This window comes from Paraburkholderia bryophila (assembly GCF_003269035.1).
Lineage (GTDB): Bacteria > Pseudomonadota > Gammaproteobacteria > Burkholderiales > Burkholderiaceae > Paraburkholderia > Paraburkholderia bryophila.
Map to the genome: position 1 here is coordinate 87,289 of NZ_QLTK01000002.1, position 16,062 is coordinate 103,350.

Below are 16,062 nucleotides of genomic sequence, written 5' to 3' on the forward strand. Positions count from 1 at the left end.
GGAAAGCAAGCCGGCTAAGGCCCGGCTCAGGTCTGCACGTGCTGCGCTTCGCGCTCGCGCTGGCCGGCCAGCGGATCGCGGCGCACCAGCAGCATGTGGATCTGGCGGGCGTCGCCACGCAGAATCTCGAAGATCAGGTCGTCGAGGCGCACCTTTTCGCCACGATGCGGCACGCGGCCGAAATGATGCGTGACGAGTCCGCCGATCGTATCGACTTCGTCGTCCGGATAATCGGTGCCGAAGGCTTCGTTGAACTGTTCGATCTCGGTCAGCGCACGCACGCGGAAGCGGCCGTCCGGCGACGCGATGATGTTGCCGCTTTCCTCGTCGAAGTCATATTCGTCCTCGATATCGCCGACGATCTGTTCCAGCACGTCTTCGATCGTGATCAGGCCGGCCACGCCGCCGTACTCGTCGACCACCACCGCGAGGTGATTGCGATTCACGCGGAAGTCGTGCAGCAGCACGTTCAGGCGCTTCGACTCGGGAATAAACACGGCGGGGCGCAGCATGCCGCGCACGTCGAATTCTTCTTCGGCGTAGTAGCGCAGCAGGTCTTTGGCCAGCAGCACGCCGATGATGTTGTCGCGATTGCCCTCGAACACCGGATAGCGCGAGTGCGCTTTTTCCAGCACGTACGGGATGAATTCGGCGGGACTGTCCGCGATATTGATCGCGTCCATTTGGGCACGCGGCACCATGATGTCGCGGGCGCTGAGTTCGGAGACCTGGAAGACCCCTTCGATCATCGACAGCGAGTCGGCGTCGATCAGGTTGCGCTCGTGCGCGTCCTGCAGGATTTCCAGAAGTTCTGCGCGCGAGTCGGGCTCGGGCGAGATGAAGTCGGTCAAACGCTCGAGGAGTGAGCGCTTTTCTTGCGGTTTGTCGAGTTGGCGTCGACTGGGATACGTGTCGTTCATGGTAGTGCGCCCGGCGAGTCTGGGCGCGCTGTTGCAGAGCATTAAGGATACACCAGGCGCATGGCAGGACCGTGTCCCGCCGGGCCGGGCGAAGAGTGAAGCAGGGGTGAGGCGCGGCAAACGCACCGCGCCGCAAAGGCGCGAGTGGGTCAATCCTAACTGATTGCGCGAACAAAGGCGTTCTGAAGCAAAAAAGTACGTGCGATGGCCGGTATGTGCGACGCCATGGCGGCCATTGCTGAAGGAGCAGGTGATGTGGGATGCAGCGCCGGCGTGGGCTACGGCCGGCCCGCAGCGTCCTGACGATCATCGTCATCGAGGCCGGCTTCGTGGCTTTTTTCACGGCAGCGTTCCAGCAGCGCTTCGAGCGCGCGATCCGGCATGCCGCATTCGCGCAGCGCCTCGACGGTGCGGCTGACGTAATCGAGCGTGGTGCCGTAGCGTCCGCACGCGCAGCCGAACACGGTTTTGACGACGTCGTCGCGCAGTTTGCCGGTGTAGCTCGCCACGTCGCGCCGCATCACGAACGCCAGTGCGTCGACGCGCCGGCCGTCGGCGAGTACGCACGGCAGCCACGCCGGGCGATACGAACCCATGGCCATTTCGCGGCGCCACAAGGCTTCCAGATGCGGCATGGCGCCGTCGGCCGCGACGCGAAACGCGATGCCGGTACACGAGCCGCCGCGATCGAGCGCGAGCACGAGGCCAGGTTGCTCGGGTGTACCGCGATTCACGCGCGACCACAAATACAGGCCTCGGTGATAGCCATGCACTTTCGAGCGGCTGGCTTCGGCGGTGGGCAGGCCGGGATTCCAGATCAGCGAGCCATAGCCGAACAGCCAGAGATCGCTCTGCCGGTCCCAAGCGCGCAGTGTGCAGTCGAGCGACGCGCGCAGTTCCTCGTCCGTCAGCAGCCTCGATTCGCCGAGCGCCGGCGGGTAGTCCGGGCAGGGCGGGCGGGTCGCGGCTTCAGGGGCGGAGGTACTCACGGCGTGCTTTCGGCGAGATTAAGCTGGAGGGTTACAGATAAGGATCGGGAAAGCCGAGCTTGCCGAGAATCTCGGTTTCGATCGCTTCCATTTCCTCGGCTTCTTCTTCGACTTCGTGGTCGTATCCCTGCGCGTGCAGCGTGCCGTGCACCAGCAGATGCGCATAATGCGCGAGCAGCGGCTTGCCCTGTTCGGCGGCTTCTTTTTCGACCACCGGGCAGCACAGGATCAGGTCGCCCGTAACCGGATCGTCTTCCGTTTCGGCGTAGGCGAAGGTGAGCACATTGGTCGAGTAATCCTTGCCGCGATAGGTGCGGTTCAGCGTGCGGCCTTCTTCGGCGTCGACGAAGCGCACCGTCAGCTCGCCGTCCGCGAACAGCGCCGCCTTGATCCAGCCGGCCACCGTGGCGCGGGGCAGCAGCGCCTTGTGTTCCGGCCAGGCCTTGGCGGCGGGGAATTGCAGATTCAATGTCAGTTTCGGGGTGCGGCTCATGCTGATTGGATTGCGGTGTCTGTCAAGGCGTAAATAATCATGCGGATCAGCGCGAATCAGCCGGGCCGGCGGTTTTCTGCGCATGCGCATCGTACGCCTCCACAATCCGCGCGACCAGCGGATGCCGTACCACGTCCGCGCTGGTGAAGCGCGTGAGCGCGATGCCGCGCACGTCCGACAGCACCTGCTGCGCTTCGATCAGCCCGCTCTTGTGGCCGCGCGGCAAATCGACCTGAGTCGTGTCGCCGGTTACCACGGCCTTCGAGCCGAAGCCGATCCGCGTGAGGAACATCTTCATCTGTTCAGGCGTGGTGTTCTGCGCCTCGTCGAGGATGATGAACGCGTGGTTCAGCGTGCGGCCGCGCATGTACGCGAGCGGCGCGATTTCGATCATCTGCCGCTCGAACATCTTGGCGGTTTTGTCGAAGCCGAGCAGGTCGTACAGCGCGTCGTACAGCGGCCGCAGATACGGGTCGACCTTCTGCGCCAGATCGCCCGGCAGAAAGCCGAGACGTTCGCCCGCTTCCACGGCCGGGCGTGTCAGCACGATGCGTTTGACCTGATCGCGTTCGAGCGCGTCTACCGCGCAGGCCACCGCGAGGTAGGTCTTGCCGGTACCGGCCGGGCCGATGCCGAAGGTGACGTCGTGGGCGATGATCTGCTTCAGATACTCGCGCTGCGCCGGCGTGCGGCCGCGCAGATCCGCCCGGCGCGTGTACAGCTTCGGGCCGAGTGCTTCGAGGTCGTCTTCGGCGGAGTCGGCGGGCTGGTCGAACGGATGGTCGGGGTTGCCGGGGAAACGCGGATCGGCCGCTTCGTCGCCGTTCGTGCCGCTACCGTTGCCGTTCGGCCGATGCCGCGCCGGATGACGCACCTCGATGAGCGCGAGCTGGATGTCGTCGATCGACAGCGGCGCGCGCGCATTGTTGTAGAAATTTTCGAGCGCGGTAAGCGCGAGCTTCGCTCCGCGCCCGCGAATCGAGATGCGATGGCCGCGGCGCTGGAGTGTGACGTCGAGCGCCTGCTCGATCTGGCGCAGATTTTCGTCGAGCGGTCCGCAGAGGTTGGCGAGCCGCGCGTTGTCGTCGCGCGGTGCGGTGAATTCCAGATGCTGCTGAGTGGTCTTCAAGGCGGTGGTTCGATCCTGTCGGTTTCGATACGCGGATTGGGCGGCGCGGTTCGCGCAGCGGATTACTTACGTTGGTGCGGTCGTACTGTCGCTCAGTGGGTCGTGGCGGGTGCGTCGTCATGCACCAGCACCAGTTCGCCACGCAACGAATGTGGGTACGCATGGACGATTTTCACGTCCACCATCTGGCCGATCAGCCGCGCGTGCGACGCGACCGGCGCCGGGAAATTCACCACCCGGTTGTTCTCGGTACGGCCCGCGAGTTCGTTCGGGTCCTTGCGCGCCGGGCGCTCGACCAGAATGCGCTCGATGTTGCCGACCATCGAATCACTGATGCGCTGCACGTTTTCTTCGATCGTAGCTTGCAGATGTTGCAGACGCTTGAGCTTCACTTCGCGCGGCGTGTCGTCGTGCAGATTCGCGGCGGGCGTGCCGGGACGCGGGCTGTAGATGAACGAGAAGCTGGTGTCGTACTGCATCTCGTGCACGAGCGCCATCATTTTGTCGAAGTCTTCTTCGGTCTCGCCGGGGAAGCCGACGATCATGTCGGTGGACAGCGACAGGTTGGGGCGGATCGCGCGCAGCTTGCGGATCACCGACTTGTATTCGAGCACGGTGTAGCCGCGCTTCATGGCCATCAGAACGCGGTCCGAGCCGTGTTGCACCGGCAGATGCAGGTGGCTGACGAGCTTCGGCACCTTGGCGTAGGTGTCGATCAGGCGCTGCGTGAATTCCTTCGGATGCGACGTGGTGTAGCGAATCCGTTCGATGCCCGGAATCTCGGCGACGTATTCGATCAGTTGCGCGAAGTCGGCGATTTCGGTGGAGCCGAGCGTCATGCCGGCACGGTATGCGTTGACGTTCTGGCCGAGCAGCGTGACTTCGCGCACGCCCTGGTCGGCGAGGCCGGCGATTTCGGTCAGCACGTCGTCGAGCGGACGCGACACTTCTTCGCCGCGCGTGTACGGCACGACGCAGTAGCTGCAGTACTTGCTGCAGCCTTCCATGATCGACACGAACGCGCTCGGACCGTCGACGCGCGCCGGCGGCAGGTGGTCGAACTTTTCGATTTCCGGGAACGAGATGTCGACTTGCGCGCGACCGCTTTCACGGCGCTTGTCGATCATTTGCGGCAGACGGTGCAGCGTTTGAGGACCGAACACCAGATCCACGTACGGTGCGCGCGCCACGATCGAGGCGCCTTCCTGGCTCGCGACGCAACCGCCCACGCCGATGATCAGATTCGGGTTCGCTTCCTTCAGCTCGCGCACGCGGCCGAGTTCGGAGAAGACTTTCTCCTGCGCTTTTTCGCGCACCGAACAGGTGTTGAACAGAATCACGTCCGCGTCTTCCGGCGTGTCGGTCTTGACGAGGCCTTCGGCCGCGCCGAGTACGTCGACCATCTTGTCGGAGTCGTACTCGTTCATCTGGCAGCCGTACGTCTTTACATAAACTTTCTTGGTCATCGAATTTCGCCGGTCGCAGTGGTTAACCTGGGGGCGTCTTTTAAAAGGTGGAGTGGGGGCAAAACATGCAGGCAGAGTGCTGCGTAACTCAATATTATAGCCCTTCATCGACGGGGCTTTCCGCGCGCGCCTTGCCGTGCGGCCGCTCCGGCGGCAAGCCCAGCAGGCTTTCCAGTTCGTCCGAGACCTGCGCGAAGCGCTCGCTCAGGAAATCCAGCAGCGCGCGCACGCGCGGCGCCATGAAACGGTTGCGGTGGTACAGCGCGTGCAGCGGCGCATCGGGATAGCGCCAGTCGGGCAGCAGCACTTTCAGGCCGTCGGCGCGCAGATCCGCTTCCACGTCCCACATCGACTTGATCACGATACCGTAGCCGCGCAGCGCCCATTCGCGGGCGACCGCGCCGTCGTTGGTCTCGCGGGCGGTCTCGAACGGCACGGTGTAGTGCTGCGTCTCGTCGCCGCGCGTGAAACGCCATTCGTTTGCAAGGCCGGTCGCGGTGCCCAGCACGATGCAGTCGAAATTGGCCAGATCGAGCGGATCTTTCGGCTCGCCCTTGCGCGCGATGTAATCCGGCGACGCGCACAGCACGCGCCGGTTCGGCGCCAGCTTGCGGGCCACTAGCGAACTGTCCTGCGGCATGCCGAAGCGGATCGCCAGATCGATATCTTCCTGCACCAGATTCGACAGCGAGTCCGACAGCGTCAGCGCGAACGTCACCTCCGGGTACAGCGCGTTGAACTCGTCGAGCCAGTGCATCAGCAGATTCCGGCCGAAATCCGAGGTCGCGGAAATGCGCACCTTGCCGCGTACCACGCCCTGGCCTGCTTGCAGCGCGGCTTCGGCGTCGTCGAGCGATTGCAGCGCCTGGCGGCAGCAGTTCAGGTAGAGGCGGCCTTCGTCGGTGAGGCGGAGCTGGCGGGTGGTGCGCTCGAATAGTCGCGCTTTCAGTCCGGCTTCCAGTTTGGCGAGGCGCGCGCTCGCGGCCGCCGGCGTCAAGCCCATCTTACGGCCCGCCGCCGACAGGCTGCCCTGCTGCGCCGCCTCGACGAAGAGGCGAATGTCACCGAGGTTATCCATCACGCGGCTTTCAAAAATAATTTGATAATGCTTCAAATGCTACGCCAATTATCAAATCGTCGCTCAGCGCCGACAATCCACTCCTCGAAAACCCTGGTGCCCTGCGCTGAGGCCCCCACACCATGCAACTCGATCACGCAACGATCGTCACCGCCGACCTCGACACCGCCCGACGTTTTTTCGTCGACGTCGTGGGCCTGGTCGAGGGGGCGCGTCCGCCTTTTTCGGTCGATGGTTACTGGCTTTACGCGAACGCCGGCCGGCCGCTGATCCATCTGATCGACGCGACGGTGCCCGCCGTGACCGGTCGGGCGGCGCCGCGCATCGACCATATCGCGTTCCGGCTGGAGAACGCCGTTGAGTGGCAGGCGCTGCTCGGGCGTCTGGAGGCCACCGGCGTGGACTACCAGCGCGCGCAGGTGCCGCCGATGGGACCGCAACCCGCCGAAGTGCAACTCTTCGTGGCGCTCGCGCCGGGCGTCGTCGTCGAATTCGTGACGGCGCAGCAGCACGCTCAATTCAAGAACCTGGAGTAAAGAAATGCCCATTCCATTACTCGCGCTAGCCATTAGCGCCTTCGCGATCGGTACGACCGAATTCGTCATCATGGGCTTGCTGCCCGACGTCGCACGCGATCTGGCCGTGTCGATTCCCTCGGCGGGTTTGCTGGTGAGCGGCTACGCGCTCGGTGTCGCGGTCGGCGCGCCGCTGCTGGCGGTGGTCACCAGCAAGATGCCGCGCAAGCTCGCGCTGCAACTGCTGATGGGTGTGTTCATCGTCGGCAATACGCTGTGCGCGATCGCGTCCAGCTATTCCGTGCTGATGGTCGCGCGGGTCGTGACCTCGTTCGCGCATGGCTCGTTCTTCGGGATCGGCGCGGTGGTGGCGGCCTCGCTGGTGCCGGCTGAAAAGCGGGCCAGCGCGATCGCGCTGATGTTCACCGGCTTGACGCTCGCGAACGTGCTCGGCGTGCCGTTCGGTACCTTCGTCGGGCAGGAATTCGGCTGGCGCGCGGCGTTCTGGATCGTCAGTCTGTTCGGCGTGCTGTCGCTGGCGGGCGTGTCGCTGCTGGTGCCGAATCGCCATGACGCCGGGCCGGTCGGTCTGGGTCACGAAGTGCGCGTGCTGAAGGACCCGCAGGTCTGGACCGCGCTCGCGATGACGGTGCTCGGCTTCGGCGGCGTGTTCGTGGTGTTCACGTATATCGCGCCGATTCTCGAGCAGGTGAGCGGCTTCTCGCCGCGCGGTGTGACGTTGATTCTGGTGCTGTTCGGCGTCGGACTCACGATCGGCAACACGGTGGGCGGCAAGCTCGCGGACCGCGCACTGATGCCTTCGCTGATGGGCATTCTGGTCGCGCTTGCCGTGGTGATGGCGATTTTCGCGCGCACCAGCCATTCGCAGGTGGCGGCGGCGATCACGATCTTCGTGTGGGGGATCGCGGCGTTCGCGACGGTGCCGCCGCTGCAGATGCGCGTGGTCGAGAAGGCGGCCGCAGCGCCGAATCTGGCGTCGACGTTGAATATCGGCGCGTTCAACGTGGGCAATGCGGGCGGCGCGTGGCTGGGTGGACTGGTGATCAACCACGGACATTCGCTGGATACGTTGCCGTGGGTCGCGGCTGCGGTCAGTGTGGTGGCGTTGCTGTTGACCTGGTTTGCCGCGCGCAGGGATGCGCCGGGGGCGGTGCTGGCGCAGCGGGCTTGATGATTGTTAGTGGGTGAGGAAACTTTGCTGGCCTATCCTTCGCGGCCGCTTTGAAGGACGCCAGCACAGGTAAATCCACCGATACTCGGGGCTTATTGACTGCGCGTTTGGCGATAGCGACGTACGCCGATATTCAGAAGCCATACGGCTACGCCGACGACTGCAATCGACGCCACCAGAATCACGAGAAGCAACATGCCGTTGATGTCGTATTGGCTGTCTGGCTTCAATACGCCACTGTTCATTAGAAGCCGTCGTATGGACTCGATCGTTCCCGGCTTCGCATAAACCGTCGCCGCCAGTTGACGTGCCAGTAAGTCACCGAGTAACAGGGTGATGGCGAGGTTGGCGATATATCGCGCTATTTTCATCACCGGACTGTAGTAGCGCCCTTGCGGCAACGGGCCGGGCCCTTCCTTTGCGACGGCGGGGGGATTATCGCGTCCTACGGATGTGCCGGAGAAGGCGGTAAATTGCACGAACGCGTCGGTAGCAGAACGGCGAGGCGCTGACTGGTTTGCGGAGCGGAACGTTTTTTCTTACTTCTTCCATCGTCAGCACTTCCGGTCCGCCCGAATCCGCAAGAACACCAGAGTTTCTAAGCGAGCAGCGCATATAACAGTGTGAAGATAACTTCGTTGGGCGTGGCCAATCGCGATGCTATCTTGCTTCCACTAACTGCTTGCCCGCCGTCCGGCGGCGCTCCTGGAGGCAATCATGCATTCCCCGCTTGCGCTGGTTCGCGATCCCGCGGCTGACACCGCAGCGTCGCCGCGTGCCGCCGAACCTTTCGATGCACTCGAACATCTCGTCGGCGTGAATCTCGCCCGTTTGCGCGCCGAGCGGCAACTGTCGCTCGACGCATTGGCCCGCGCGTCCGGCGTCTCGCGCGCCATGCTCGCGCAGATCGAATCGGCGCGCAGCGTGCCGTCGATCAAGGTGCTGTGCAAGGTCGCGGCCGCGTTGAAAGTATCGGTCGCCGCGTTTTTGCGGCGTCATGCGACCAACGGCTTCGAACATTTGCCGGCCGAGCGCTCGTCGCGGATCGTCAGCGCCAACGGCCGCTATTCGGCCCGGCCGCTTTATCCCGACGCCGAGCCGACCGTCGCCGAGTTTCACGAGTTGCGTATCGCGGCCTTGCATACCGAAGCCGGCACGCGCCGCGCGCCGGGCACCACGGTGAATCTCGTGGTCAGCGAAGGCACGCTCGAAGTCAGCGTGCACGACCAGCGTCAATTGCTCGCCACGGGCGACGCGATCGTGTTCGACGCCGACCAGCCGCATAGCCTGCGCAATCCCGGCGACACCGAAGCGCGCGCGTTTCGCGTGACGTTGAAGGCGGAGACGCCGCCGCGTTGGGACGTGCCTGCGTCGCACGAGGCGGTGCGTGAAACCACGCATGCCGCCGCGCGCGAAACGACACACGAGGCACACGAGTCACATGAGGCGCACGAACCGGTCCGCGAGGCCGCGCCTGTTTGACGGACTGTGCAGGACGGACGTGCTTTACCGCCAATAGCGTTCTCCATCCGTTCAGTAGGGGTTGCGCTGCAGACCCGGCGTGACTGCTGTATGCTTTGCCAGCCGGTCGTTTCCGGCAATCAGTGCGTCTTCAGGGCGGGGCGAAATTCCCCACCGGCGGTATGCCGGCAGCGCGAAAGCGTGAGCCGGTGAGCCCGCGAGCGCCCGCATCGCGCGGTCTTTTCGAGTCGGAAAGAAACGCAGCGGGGTCAGCAGATCTGGTGAGAAGCCAGAGCCGACGGTCATAGTCCGGATGGAAGAAGATGTGCAGATAGTCATGTTCGTTTCCGTGACGCCGCTCGCAGGTTTGAGCGGTGCGCGAGCGTCGCTTTGCGCGGCGTTCAACGGCGCGTCTTTGTCTGTTTGCAATGCCCTGAAACGTTTTTCGCCCAACTTTTGCGATGAGCGTTTCAATCATGACCTTTGCTACTTTTCCCGTTCCCTCGACGATTGCGGACGACGCTGTCCTCGATCTCCCGTTGCTCGCCACCGAACCCGTTCCACCGCGTATCGCCGCCGCGTTGCAAGCCATGCGCGATGGCCGCGCCGTGGTGCTGCAAGACGACCACGATCGTGAGAACGAAGCCGATCTGATCGTCTCGGCCGAGCGTCTTTCCGTCGAAACCATGGCCTTGCTGATCCGCGAATGCAGCGGCATCGTCTGCCTGTGCCTGCCCGACGAGAAGATCCGCGCGCTCGAATTGCCGCCCATGGCGGTCAACAACGAAAGCCGTCACGGCACCGCGTTCACGGTGTCTATCGAAGCGCGCGACGGTGTGACGACCGGCGTCTCCGCGCTCGATCGCGTGACGACGATTCGCGCCGCCATCGCGGACAACGCGAAACCTGCCGACATCGTGCGTCCGGGTCACGTGTTCCCGTTACGCGCCATGCCCGGCGGCGTGCTGGCGCGTCGCGGTCACACCGAAGGCACGGTGGACCTGGCGGTTCTCGCGGGTCTGAAACCGGCCGGCGTGCTGTGCGAACTGATGAACGCCGACGGCACCATGACGCGTGGCGCGGAAGTGGAGCGCTTCGCCGCCCAACACAATCTGCCGATGCTGACGATTGCCGAACTGGTGGAGTTTCGTCAGGCGTTGGCGCAGGCACGCGAGTGCGTGGCTGACGAGGCGTGACGATATAAAGCCGTGAGCGGCGTGCGATTTCGTGCGTCGCCGGCAGAAATGCAAAAGGCCGGCTCTCAACGAGAGCCGGCCTTTTTTCCAGGCAATGGCAATCGGTCTACGACTGCTGGTCGCCGAACTCGCCGCGCACGCCGGCCTCGACCAGCGCGGGCAACTCGTCCATATGTTTCATGATGCGCGTCATGCCCATCTTGCGCAGCGCATCCGCATAGCCGTCCGGAATATGGCTCGCGCCGACGAACGCGATGGTCTTCATGCCGGCCGCGCGCGCCGCATTCAAGCCCGCGACACTGTCCTCCACCACGATACAACGTGACGGTTCCACGCCGAGCGTTTGCGCGGCGAACAGGTACACATCGGGATAGGGCTTGGGCCGCGCCACTTGCTCGGCGCTAAAAATCCGCTCGCCGAAAATCTGCTGCAAACCCGCGCGCCGCACCGACGCATGCACGCGCGCCATGCGGCTGTTCGACACGACGGCCGCCGGCAGGCTGACGCGCTGCAACGCGTCGCGTACGCCGTTGATCGGACTGAGCGAGGCCGCGAGTTCGAGCTCGACGTTGTGTTCGACGGTGTTCAGAAAACTCGCGGGCAACGTAATGTCGAAGGACTTCTCGATGCCTTCGAGAAAGCGCGACATCTGCTGGCCGAACGCCGTTTTGACGACGGGTTCGAAGTCGAGGCTGGGGAAGGTGGCGTTGAGCGTGGCGAGCATCACGCGGTCGGCGATGATTTCGCTGTCGACGAGTACGCCGTCGCAGTCACAGATGAGGTGGTCGATCATGCTTGGGAACGGAAAGCGGAGCGCGCTTTGGCAAGACAGTTGCAAGCTCCTGCGCGCAGATTGAAAGCATCATGATACGTGCTTTGCCGTCGTGTGCGCGACGCCGCTGCGGTTCCGCTACGTTTCGCTGCGTGCCGCTGTGGCCGGGACGGCCCTCGGAGGTACTGCGTCCCGGCTTGAACCCGCTGTGCCGCGAGCTTAATGCGTGGTATGCAGGAACATGTACAGCGCCGTGGCTGCCGCGCCGCCCAGCAGCGGACCGCAGACCGGAATCCATGCATAGCTCCAGTCGCTGCCGCGCTTGCCCGGAATCGGCAGCAGTGCGTGCATCAGACGCGGCGACAGATCGCGCGCCGGGCTCATCGCGTAACCCGTCGGGCCGCCGAGCGAAATGCCGATACCGAGCACCAGCAGGCCGACCGGCAGCGCGTCGAGCGCGCCCAGACCGACTTGCGGCGACGCCAGATACAGCACGCCGAGAATCAGCACGAAGGTGGCGATCATTTCGGTGAGCAGGTTATGCGGCACGCTGCGAATCGCCGGCGCGGTGCAGAACACGCCGAGCTTCACGTCGGCATCGGCTTCTTTCTCGAAGTGCTGACGATAGGCGATCCACACGAGCAGCGCGCCCGCCATCCCGCCGAGCATTTGCGCGGCCACGTAGCCGGGCACCTTGGCCCATGCGAATTTGCCGGCCAGCGCAAGGCTGACGGTCACGACCGGATTCAGGTGAGCGCCGCTGAACGACGCGGTGACGTAGACCGCGATGAACACGGCCATCGCCCAGCCCATCACGATCACGATCAGGTCCGCGCCCTTGCCCTTGGTGCGCGCGAGCAGCACGTTGGCGACCGCGCCGTTGCCGAGCAGCACCAGAAGCGCGGTGCCGATGAATTCCGCAATGTAAGGAGACATGATTGGGTATCCGAAATATAGTTGTTAGGGAAGCCGCTGGATCAGCGGCTTCGTTATGTCGAAAGTTTGTCTGGTGAAGGGACTACGTTACGCTCAGGGCGTGTCGGCCCACGCCTTGGCGGCGCGGATCGCGCGCTGCCAGCCGTCGAGGTTGGCCTTGACCTCGGCGTGCGGCAGGGCGGGCGTGAAGCGGCGGTCGAGCGCCCACTGGCTTTGCAGCTCGTCCACGTCTTTCCAGTAGCCGACCGCGAGACCGGCCAGATACGCCGCGCCGAGCGCGGTCGTTTCCGACACCTTCGGACGCACCGCGTCGACGCCGAGAATGTCGGCCTGGAACTGCATCAACAGATTGTTCGCGCAAGCGCCGCCGTCCACGCGCAATTCGCCGATGCGAATGCCGGAGTCGGCTTCCATCGCCTTCAGCACGTCGAGCGACTGGTAGGCGATCGAATCGAGCGCGGCGCGGGCAATATGCGCCGAGCTCGTGCCGCGTGTCACGCCGAACAGCGTACCGCGAGCACGGGCGTTCCAGTGCGGCGCGCCGAGGCCGGCGAACGCGGGCACCAGATACACGCCGTCGGTGTGCGGCACGCCGCGCGCCAGCGTTTCGATTTCCGCCGCGTTCTTGATGATGCCGAGGCCGTCGCGCAGCCATTGCACCACCGCGCCGCCAATAAAGATGCTGCCTTCCAGCGCGTAGTTGATCTTGTCGCCGATCTGCCAGGCAATCGTGGTGACGAGGTTGTTCTTCGATTCGATCGGCTTTTCGCCGGTGTTCATGACGAGGAAGCAGCCCGTGCCGTAGGTGTTCTTCACCATGCCCGACTGGGTGCACATCTGGCCGAAGAGAGCGGCGTGCTGATCGCCGGCAATGCCCGCGAGCGGAATCTTGGAAGCAAACACGGTGGTCTTGGTCGGCCCATACACTTCCGACGAAGGACGCACTTCCGGCAACATGCTGCGCGGAATGTCGAGCGCTTCGAGGAGTTCGTTGTCCCACTGCAGCGTGTGGATATTGAACAGCATGGTGCGCGACGCGTTGGTCACGTCGGTGACGTGCAGGCCGCCCTTGGTGAAATTCCACACCAGCCAGCTATCCACCGTGCCGAACGCGAGGCGGCCTTGTTTGGCCTTTTCGCGCGCGCCTTCCACGTTGTCGAGAATCCAGCGGATCTTGGTCGCCGAGAAATACGAATCGATCGGCAGGCCGGTTTTCGCGCGGACTTTTTCCTCGAGACCTTGCTCCTTGAGCTGGTCGCAGAAATCGGCGGTGCGGCGGTCTTGCCAGACGATCGCGTTGTAGATCGGGTGGCCGGTTTCGCGGTCCCACACAATGGTGGTTTCGCGTTGATTGGTGATGCCGATCGCCGCAATCGACGTGCCGTTCATGCCGGCGCGCGTCACCGCCTCGGCGGCGACGCCGGCCTGGGTCGACCAGATTTCCTGCGGATCGTGTTCGACCCAACCCGGACGCGGATAGATTTGCTGGAATTCTTTTTGCGCCGTCGACACGACATTGCCGAGCCGGTCGAACAGCATGGCACGCGAGCTCGTGGTGCCTTGGTCAAGGGCGAGAATGTACTGATCCTGCATTGTCTCTTCTCCATGCGTTTTATGAATCGCCGGACTGGTGAACGGCGACGGGAACGGCTTGTTGTTTTAAGCGGGCTGCAACAGCAACAGATGTGGTGGTGCGTCCCGGCTTGCTGCAGCCGAGGGGTGAAAGGAATCCGGTTTGCCGCGAGCAGCAAAGGCGCTGCTCGCCTGGGGGGTTGACTACGCGCTCTGTCGGAACGGTTCGCGGGCGAACCAGGCGTCGATTTCCTGCGTGATCGGATCGAGCGTGCCCGGTTCGACGTGCAGGCCGAGTTTCGACCGGCGCCACAGCACGTCCTGAGCGCTGCGCGCCCATTCGGTGTCGCGCAGATAAGTCAGTTCGGCCTCGTAGAAGCCTGGCGCGAAGGCGCGGCCGAGGTCTGCAATGGCGTGTGCGTTGCCGATCACCTGCTTGACGCGCGTGCCGTACGCGCGGGCCAAACGGTGCGCGAGGTCGGCCGGCAGCCAGGCGTGCTGCTGCTTGAAGTCGGTCAGGAAGCGCTCGAAATTCGCGTTCGGGATGTCGCCGCCGGGCAGCGGCGCGCCGGCCGTCCACGACGCCGCGCTCTTGTGCAGCGCGTGCGTGAGTTTGTCGACGGCTTCTTCCGCGAGCTTGCGGAAGGTGGTGATCTTGCCGCCGAACACCGACAGCAGCGGCGCCTCGCCCGTAGGCGAATCGAGTTCGAGCGAGTAGTCGCGCGTGACCGCCGACGGATTGTCCGCGCCTTCTTCCTCGAGCAGCGGACGCACGCCCGAGTAGGTCCAGCGCACATCGGCCGGCGAGATCTTCTGCTTGAAGTAGCGGTTGATCGAATCGCACAGGTACTGCGTTTCGTCCGGCGTGATCGCCACTTGCGACGGGTCGCCGCGGTATTCGATATCGGTCGTGCCGATCAGCGTGTAGTCGTGTTCGTACGGAATCGCGAAGATGATCCGCTTGTCCGGATTCTGGAAGATGTACGCGTGATCGTGGTCGAACAGGCGGCGCGTAACGATGTGGCTGCCTTTCACGAGGCGCACGCTGTGCGACGCTTCGCGGCCGAGTGCGCCATGCAGCAGTTCGCCGACCCACGGGCCCGCGGCGTTCGCGATCGAGGCGGCGCGCACGTCGAGAATCGTGCCGTCCGTGCGCTTCAGTTGCGCGCGCCATTCGCCGCCGGCGCGCACCGCGCTGATCAGCTTGGTGCGGGTGAGAATTTTCGCGCCGCGCTCTTCGGCGTCCAACGCGTTCAGCACGACGAGGCGCGCGTCGTTGACCCAGCCGTCCGAATACACGAAACCGCGCTTGATCGAATCGACCAGCGGCGCGCCGGCCGGATGGTTGCGCATCACGATGCCGCGCGAACCCGGCAGCATTTCGCGTTTGGCGAGGTGGTCGTACAGGAACAGGCCGGCGCGGATCATCCACGCCGGGCGCAGGTCGGGCATGTGCGGCATCACGAAACGCAGCGGCCACATGATATGCGGCGCCGCGCGCAACAACGTTTCGCGCTCCTGCAGCGCTTTGCGCACCAGACCGAACTCGCGGTATTCGAGGTAGCGCAGGCCGCCGTGAATCAGCTTGGTGCTGGCCGACGAGGTATGCGCCGCCAGATCGTCCTGTTCGCAGAGCAACACCGACAGGCCGCGGCCCGCCGCGTCGCGAGCGATGCCTGCGCCGTTGATCCCGCCGCCCACGACGAGCAAATCGTATCTCGAGCCTTGCGTCACCTGCTGTGTCCCCTGCGTCTGTATTCAGAAAGCCGTTAGGAAAAACTATCGAACCGATAGTGTTCGTTTGCGAACTTTAATGAACATATTCGAAAAAGTAAAGTTCGCTTGTCTTAGGGGAACCTCTAACTCGGCGGTCGAGGTGGTGGCGCAACGTGCGGCCACGGACGATACTCTCGGCAGCAGCCATTTCGAGGTGAATTCATGCGTGGACTTTTGATGATCGGCGCGGCCGTCCTGCTCGCCGGATGCGTCAGCTCGCCGAGCCTGAGCGGCACGATGGGCGCACCGTCGTTCGTGTCGTTGCAGCAGATGTGCAGCGCCCAGACGGTCGATTACGGCCGCGACGCGCAAGGCGTTTATGCCGCGTTGTTCGATGCGTACGTGGCGAACCGCCACGGCAAGCTGTCGAAAGAGGATTTTTGCGGATTTCAGGCTTCCATCGCGCAGCGCTTTGCGAGCCAGGGTTTGAGCACGGATCTGCAGGTGCGCAATCAGTGGGTGGCGTTCTTTACCGACCAGCGGGCCAAGGCGTTGAGCTGGCGCGCGGCGGTCGATCCGACTTTGCGCAACGGTTGAGGCGGGATGGTTGGGGTGTTGGCCGGTCGC

At 64.0% G+C, this 16,062-nt stretch carries 15 protein-coding genes, 1 pseudogene and 1 riboswitch; of the genes and pseudogenes, 5 read left to right on the forward strand and 11 right to left on the reverse strand.

The features are described from left to right. Positions 1-26: 26 nt before the first annotated feature. The 6 genes from BX591_RS03920 to BX591_RS03945 all read right to left on the reverse strand — a co-directional run bounded on the left by BX591_RS03920 (position 27) and on the right by BX591_RS03945 (position 6,075). Entirely contained in the window at positions 27-920 is an 894-nt protein-coding gene (locus BX591_RS03920) for an HlyC/CorC family transporter (protein WP_105509408.1), read from the reverse strand. A gap of 278 nt (positions 921-1,198) precedes the next feature. Continuing rightward, positions 1,199-1,909: a gamma-glutamylcyclotransferase gene (locus BX591_RS03925; protein WP_111929438.1), complete on the reverse strand. Its 711-nt coding sequence runs from the start codon at positions 1,907-1,909 to the stop codon at positions 1,199-1,201. Between the two features lie 31 nt (positions 1,910-1,940). Further along, positions 1,941-2,402 (reverse strand): rRNA maturation RNase YbeY, encoded by a 462-nt coding sequence (ybeY, locus tag BX591_RS03930; protein ID WP_111929439.1) that lies wholly within the window; start codon positions 2,400-2,402, stop codon positions 1,941-1,943. A gap of 46 nt (positions 2,403-2,448) precedes the next feature. Next, positions 2,449-3,531, reverse strand: a complete 1,083-nt coding sequence (locus tag BX591_RS03935; protein WP_111929440.1) for a PhoH family protein — start codon at positions 3,529-3,531, stop codon at positions 2,449-2,451. 92 nt (positions 3,532-3,623) lie between these two features. Next, entirely contained in the window at positions 3,624-4,997 is a 1,374-nt protein-coding gene (miaB, locus tag BX591_RS03940) for a tRNA (N6-isopentenyl adenosine(37)-C2)-methylthiotransferase MiaB (RefSeq protein ID WP_111929441.1), read from the reverse strand. A gap of 94 nt (positions 4,998-5,091) precedes the next feature. Continuing rightward, a complete protein-coding gene (locus tag BX591_RS03945; protein ID WP_111929889.1) occupies positions 5,092-6,075 on the reverse strand; it encodes a LysR family transcriptional regulator in 984 nt (327 codons plus the stop codon). Between the two features lie 122 nt (positions 6,076-6,197). Here BX591_RS03945 and BX591_RS03950 point away from each other — a divergent pair, with 122 nt between their 5' ends. Both BX591_RS03950 and BX591_RS03955 read left to right on the forward strand, forming a co-directional pair. Further along, on the forward strand, positions 6,198-6,611 hold the full coding sequence (locus BX591_RS03950; protein WP_111929442.1) for a VOC family protein: 414 nt from the start codon (positions 6,198-6,200) through the stop codon (positions 6,609-6,611). 4 nt (positions 6,612-6,615) lie between these two features. Continuing rightward, positions 6,616-7,782 carry an MFS transporter gene (locus tag BX591_RS03955; RefSeq protein ID WP_111929443.1) on the forward strand — a complete coding sequence of 389 codons (1,167 nt, stop codon included), beginning with the start codon at positions 6,616-6,618 and terminating at the stop codon, positions 7,780-7,782. A 92-nt stretch (positions 7,783-7,874) separates the two neighbouring features. Here the strand turns inward: BX591_RS03955 and BX591_RS36745 are convergent, their stop codons facing one another. Further along, complete coding sequence (locus BX591_RS36745; RefSeq protein WP_111929444.1) at positions 7,875-8,261, reverse strand: hypothetical protein; 387 nt, start codon at positions 8,259-8,261, stop codon at positions 7,875-7,877. Between the two features lie 238 nt (positions 8,262-8,499). Here BX591_RS36745 and BX591_RS03965 point away from each other — a divergent pair. Together BX591_RS03965 and ribB are read left to right on the forward strand one after the other, a co-directional pair. After that, positions 8,500-9,174, forward strand: a pseudogene (locus BX591_RS03965) (helix-turn-helix domain-containing protein); the annotation flags it as partial. Between the two features lie 212 nt (positions 9,175-9,386). After that, positions 9,387-9,572, forward strand: a riboswitch (FMN riboswitch). A 147-nt stretch (positions 9,573-9,719) separates the two neighbouring features. Beyond that, a complete protein-coding gene (ribB, locus tag BX591_RS03970) occupies positions 9,720-10,439 on the forward strand; it encodes a 3,4-dihydroxy-2-butanone-4-phosphate synthase (RefSeq protein WP_111929445.1) in 720 nt (239 codons plus the stop codon). A gap of 106 nt (positions 10,440-10,545) precedes the next feature. Here ribB and BX591_RS03975 read toward each other — a convergent pair whose 3' ends face one another. From BX591_RS03975 to glpD, 4 genes are all read right to left on the reverse strand, one after another. Then, positions 10,546-11,232 carry an HAD family hydrolase gene (locus BX591_RS03975; RefSeq protein WP_111929446.1) on the reverse strand — a complete coding sequence of 229 codons (687 nt, stop codon included), beginning with the start codon at positions 11,230-11,232 and terminating at the stop codon, positions 10,546-10,548. Positions 11,233-11,430: 198 nt separating this feature from the next. Then, a complete protein-coding gene (locus BX591_RS03980; RefSeq protein WP_105509399.1) occupies positions 11,431-12,147 on the reverse strand; it encodes an MIP/aquaporin family protein in 717 nt (238 codons plus the stop codon). 93 nt (positions 12,148-12,240) lie between these two features. Beyond that, positions 12,241-13,740: a glycerol kinase GlpK gene (gene glpK, locus BX591_RS03985; protein ID WP_111929447.1), complete on the reverse strand. Its 1,500-nt coding sequence runs from the start codon at positions 13,738-13,740 to the stop codon at positions 12,241-12,243. 183 nt (positions 13,741-13,923) lie between these two features. Next, positions 13,924-15,453 carry a glycerol-3-phosphate dehydrogenase gene (glpD, locus tag BX591_RS03990; protein ID WP_111929448.1) on the reverse strand — a complete coding sequence of 510 codons (1,530 nt, stop codon included), beginning with the start codon at positions 15,451-15,453 and terminating at the stop codon, positions 13,924-13,926. Between the two features lie 204 nt (positions 15,454-15,657). Between glpD and BX591_RS03995 the strand changes: the two genes are divergently transcribed. Further along, positions 15,658-16,032 carry a hypothetical protein gene (locus BX591_RS03995; RefSeq protein ID WP_111929449.1) on the forward strand — a complete coding sequence of 125 codons (375 nt, stop codon included), beginning with the start codon at positions 15,658-15,660 and terminating at the stop codon, positions 16,030-16,032. Positions 16,033-16,062 lie beyond the last annotated feature (30 nt).

Coding starts and splice junctions, on each gene's coding strand:
- BX591_RS03920 (WP_105509408.1), bottom strand. CDS start 920: ATGAACGACACGTATCCCAGTCGACGCCAACTCGACAAACCGCAAGAA.
- ybeY (WP_111929439.1), bottom strand. CDS start 2,402: ATGAGCCGCACCCCGAAACTGACATTGAATCTGCAATTCCCCGCCGCC.
- miaB (WP_111929441.1), bottom strand. CDS start 4,997: ATGACCAAGAAAGTTTATGTAAAGACGTACGGCTGCCAGATGAACGAG.
- BX591_RS03945 (WP_111929889.1), bottom strand. CDS start 6,075: ATGGATAACCTCGGTGACATTCGCCTCTTCGTCGAGGCGGCGCAGCAG.
- BX591_RS03950 (WP_111929442.1), top strand. CDS start 6,198: ATGCAACTCGATCACGCAACGATCGTCACCGCCGACCTCGACACCGCC.
- BX591_RS03955 (WP_111929443.1), top strand. CDS start 6,616: ATGCCCATTCCATTACTCGCGCTAGCCATTAGCGCCTTCGCGATCGGT.
- ribB (WP_111929445.1), top strand. CDS start 9,720: ATGACCTTTGCTACTTTTCCCGTTCCCTCGACGATTGCGGACGACGCT.
- BX591_RS03975 (WP_111929446.1), bottom strand. CDS start 11,232: ATGATCGACCACCTCATCTGTGACTGCGACGGCGTACTCGTCGACAGC.
- BX591_RS03980 (WP_105509399.1), bottom strand. CDS start 12,147: ATGTCTCCTTACATTGCGGAATTCATCGGCACCGCGCTTCTGGTGCTG.
- glpK (WP_111929447.1), bottom strand. CDS start 13,740: ATGCAGGATCAGTACATTCTCGCCCTTGACCAAGGCACCACGAGCTCG.
- BX591_RS03995 (WP_111929449.1), top strand. CDS start 15,658: ATGCGTGGACTTTTGATGATCGGCGCGGCCGTCCTGCTCGCCGGATGC.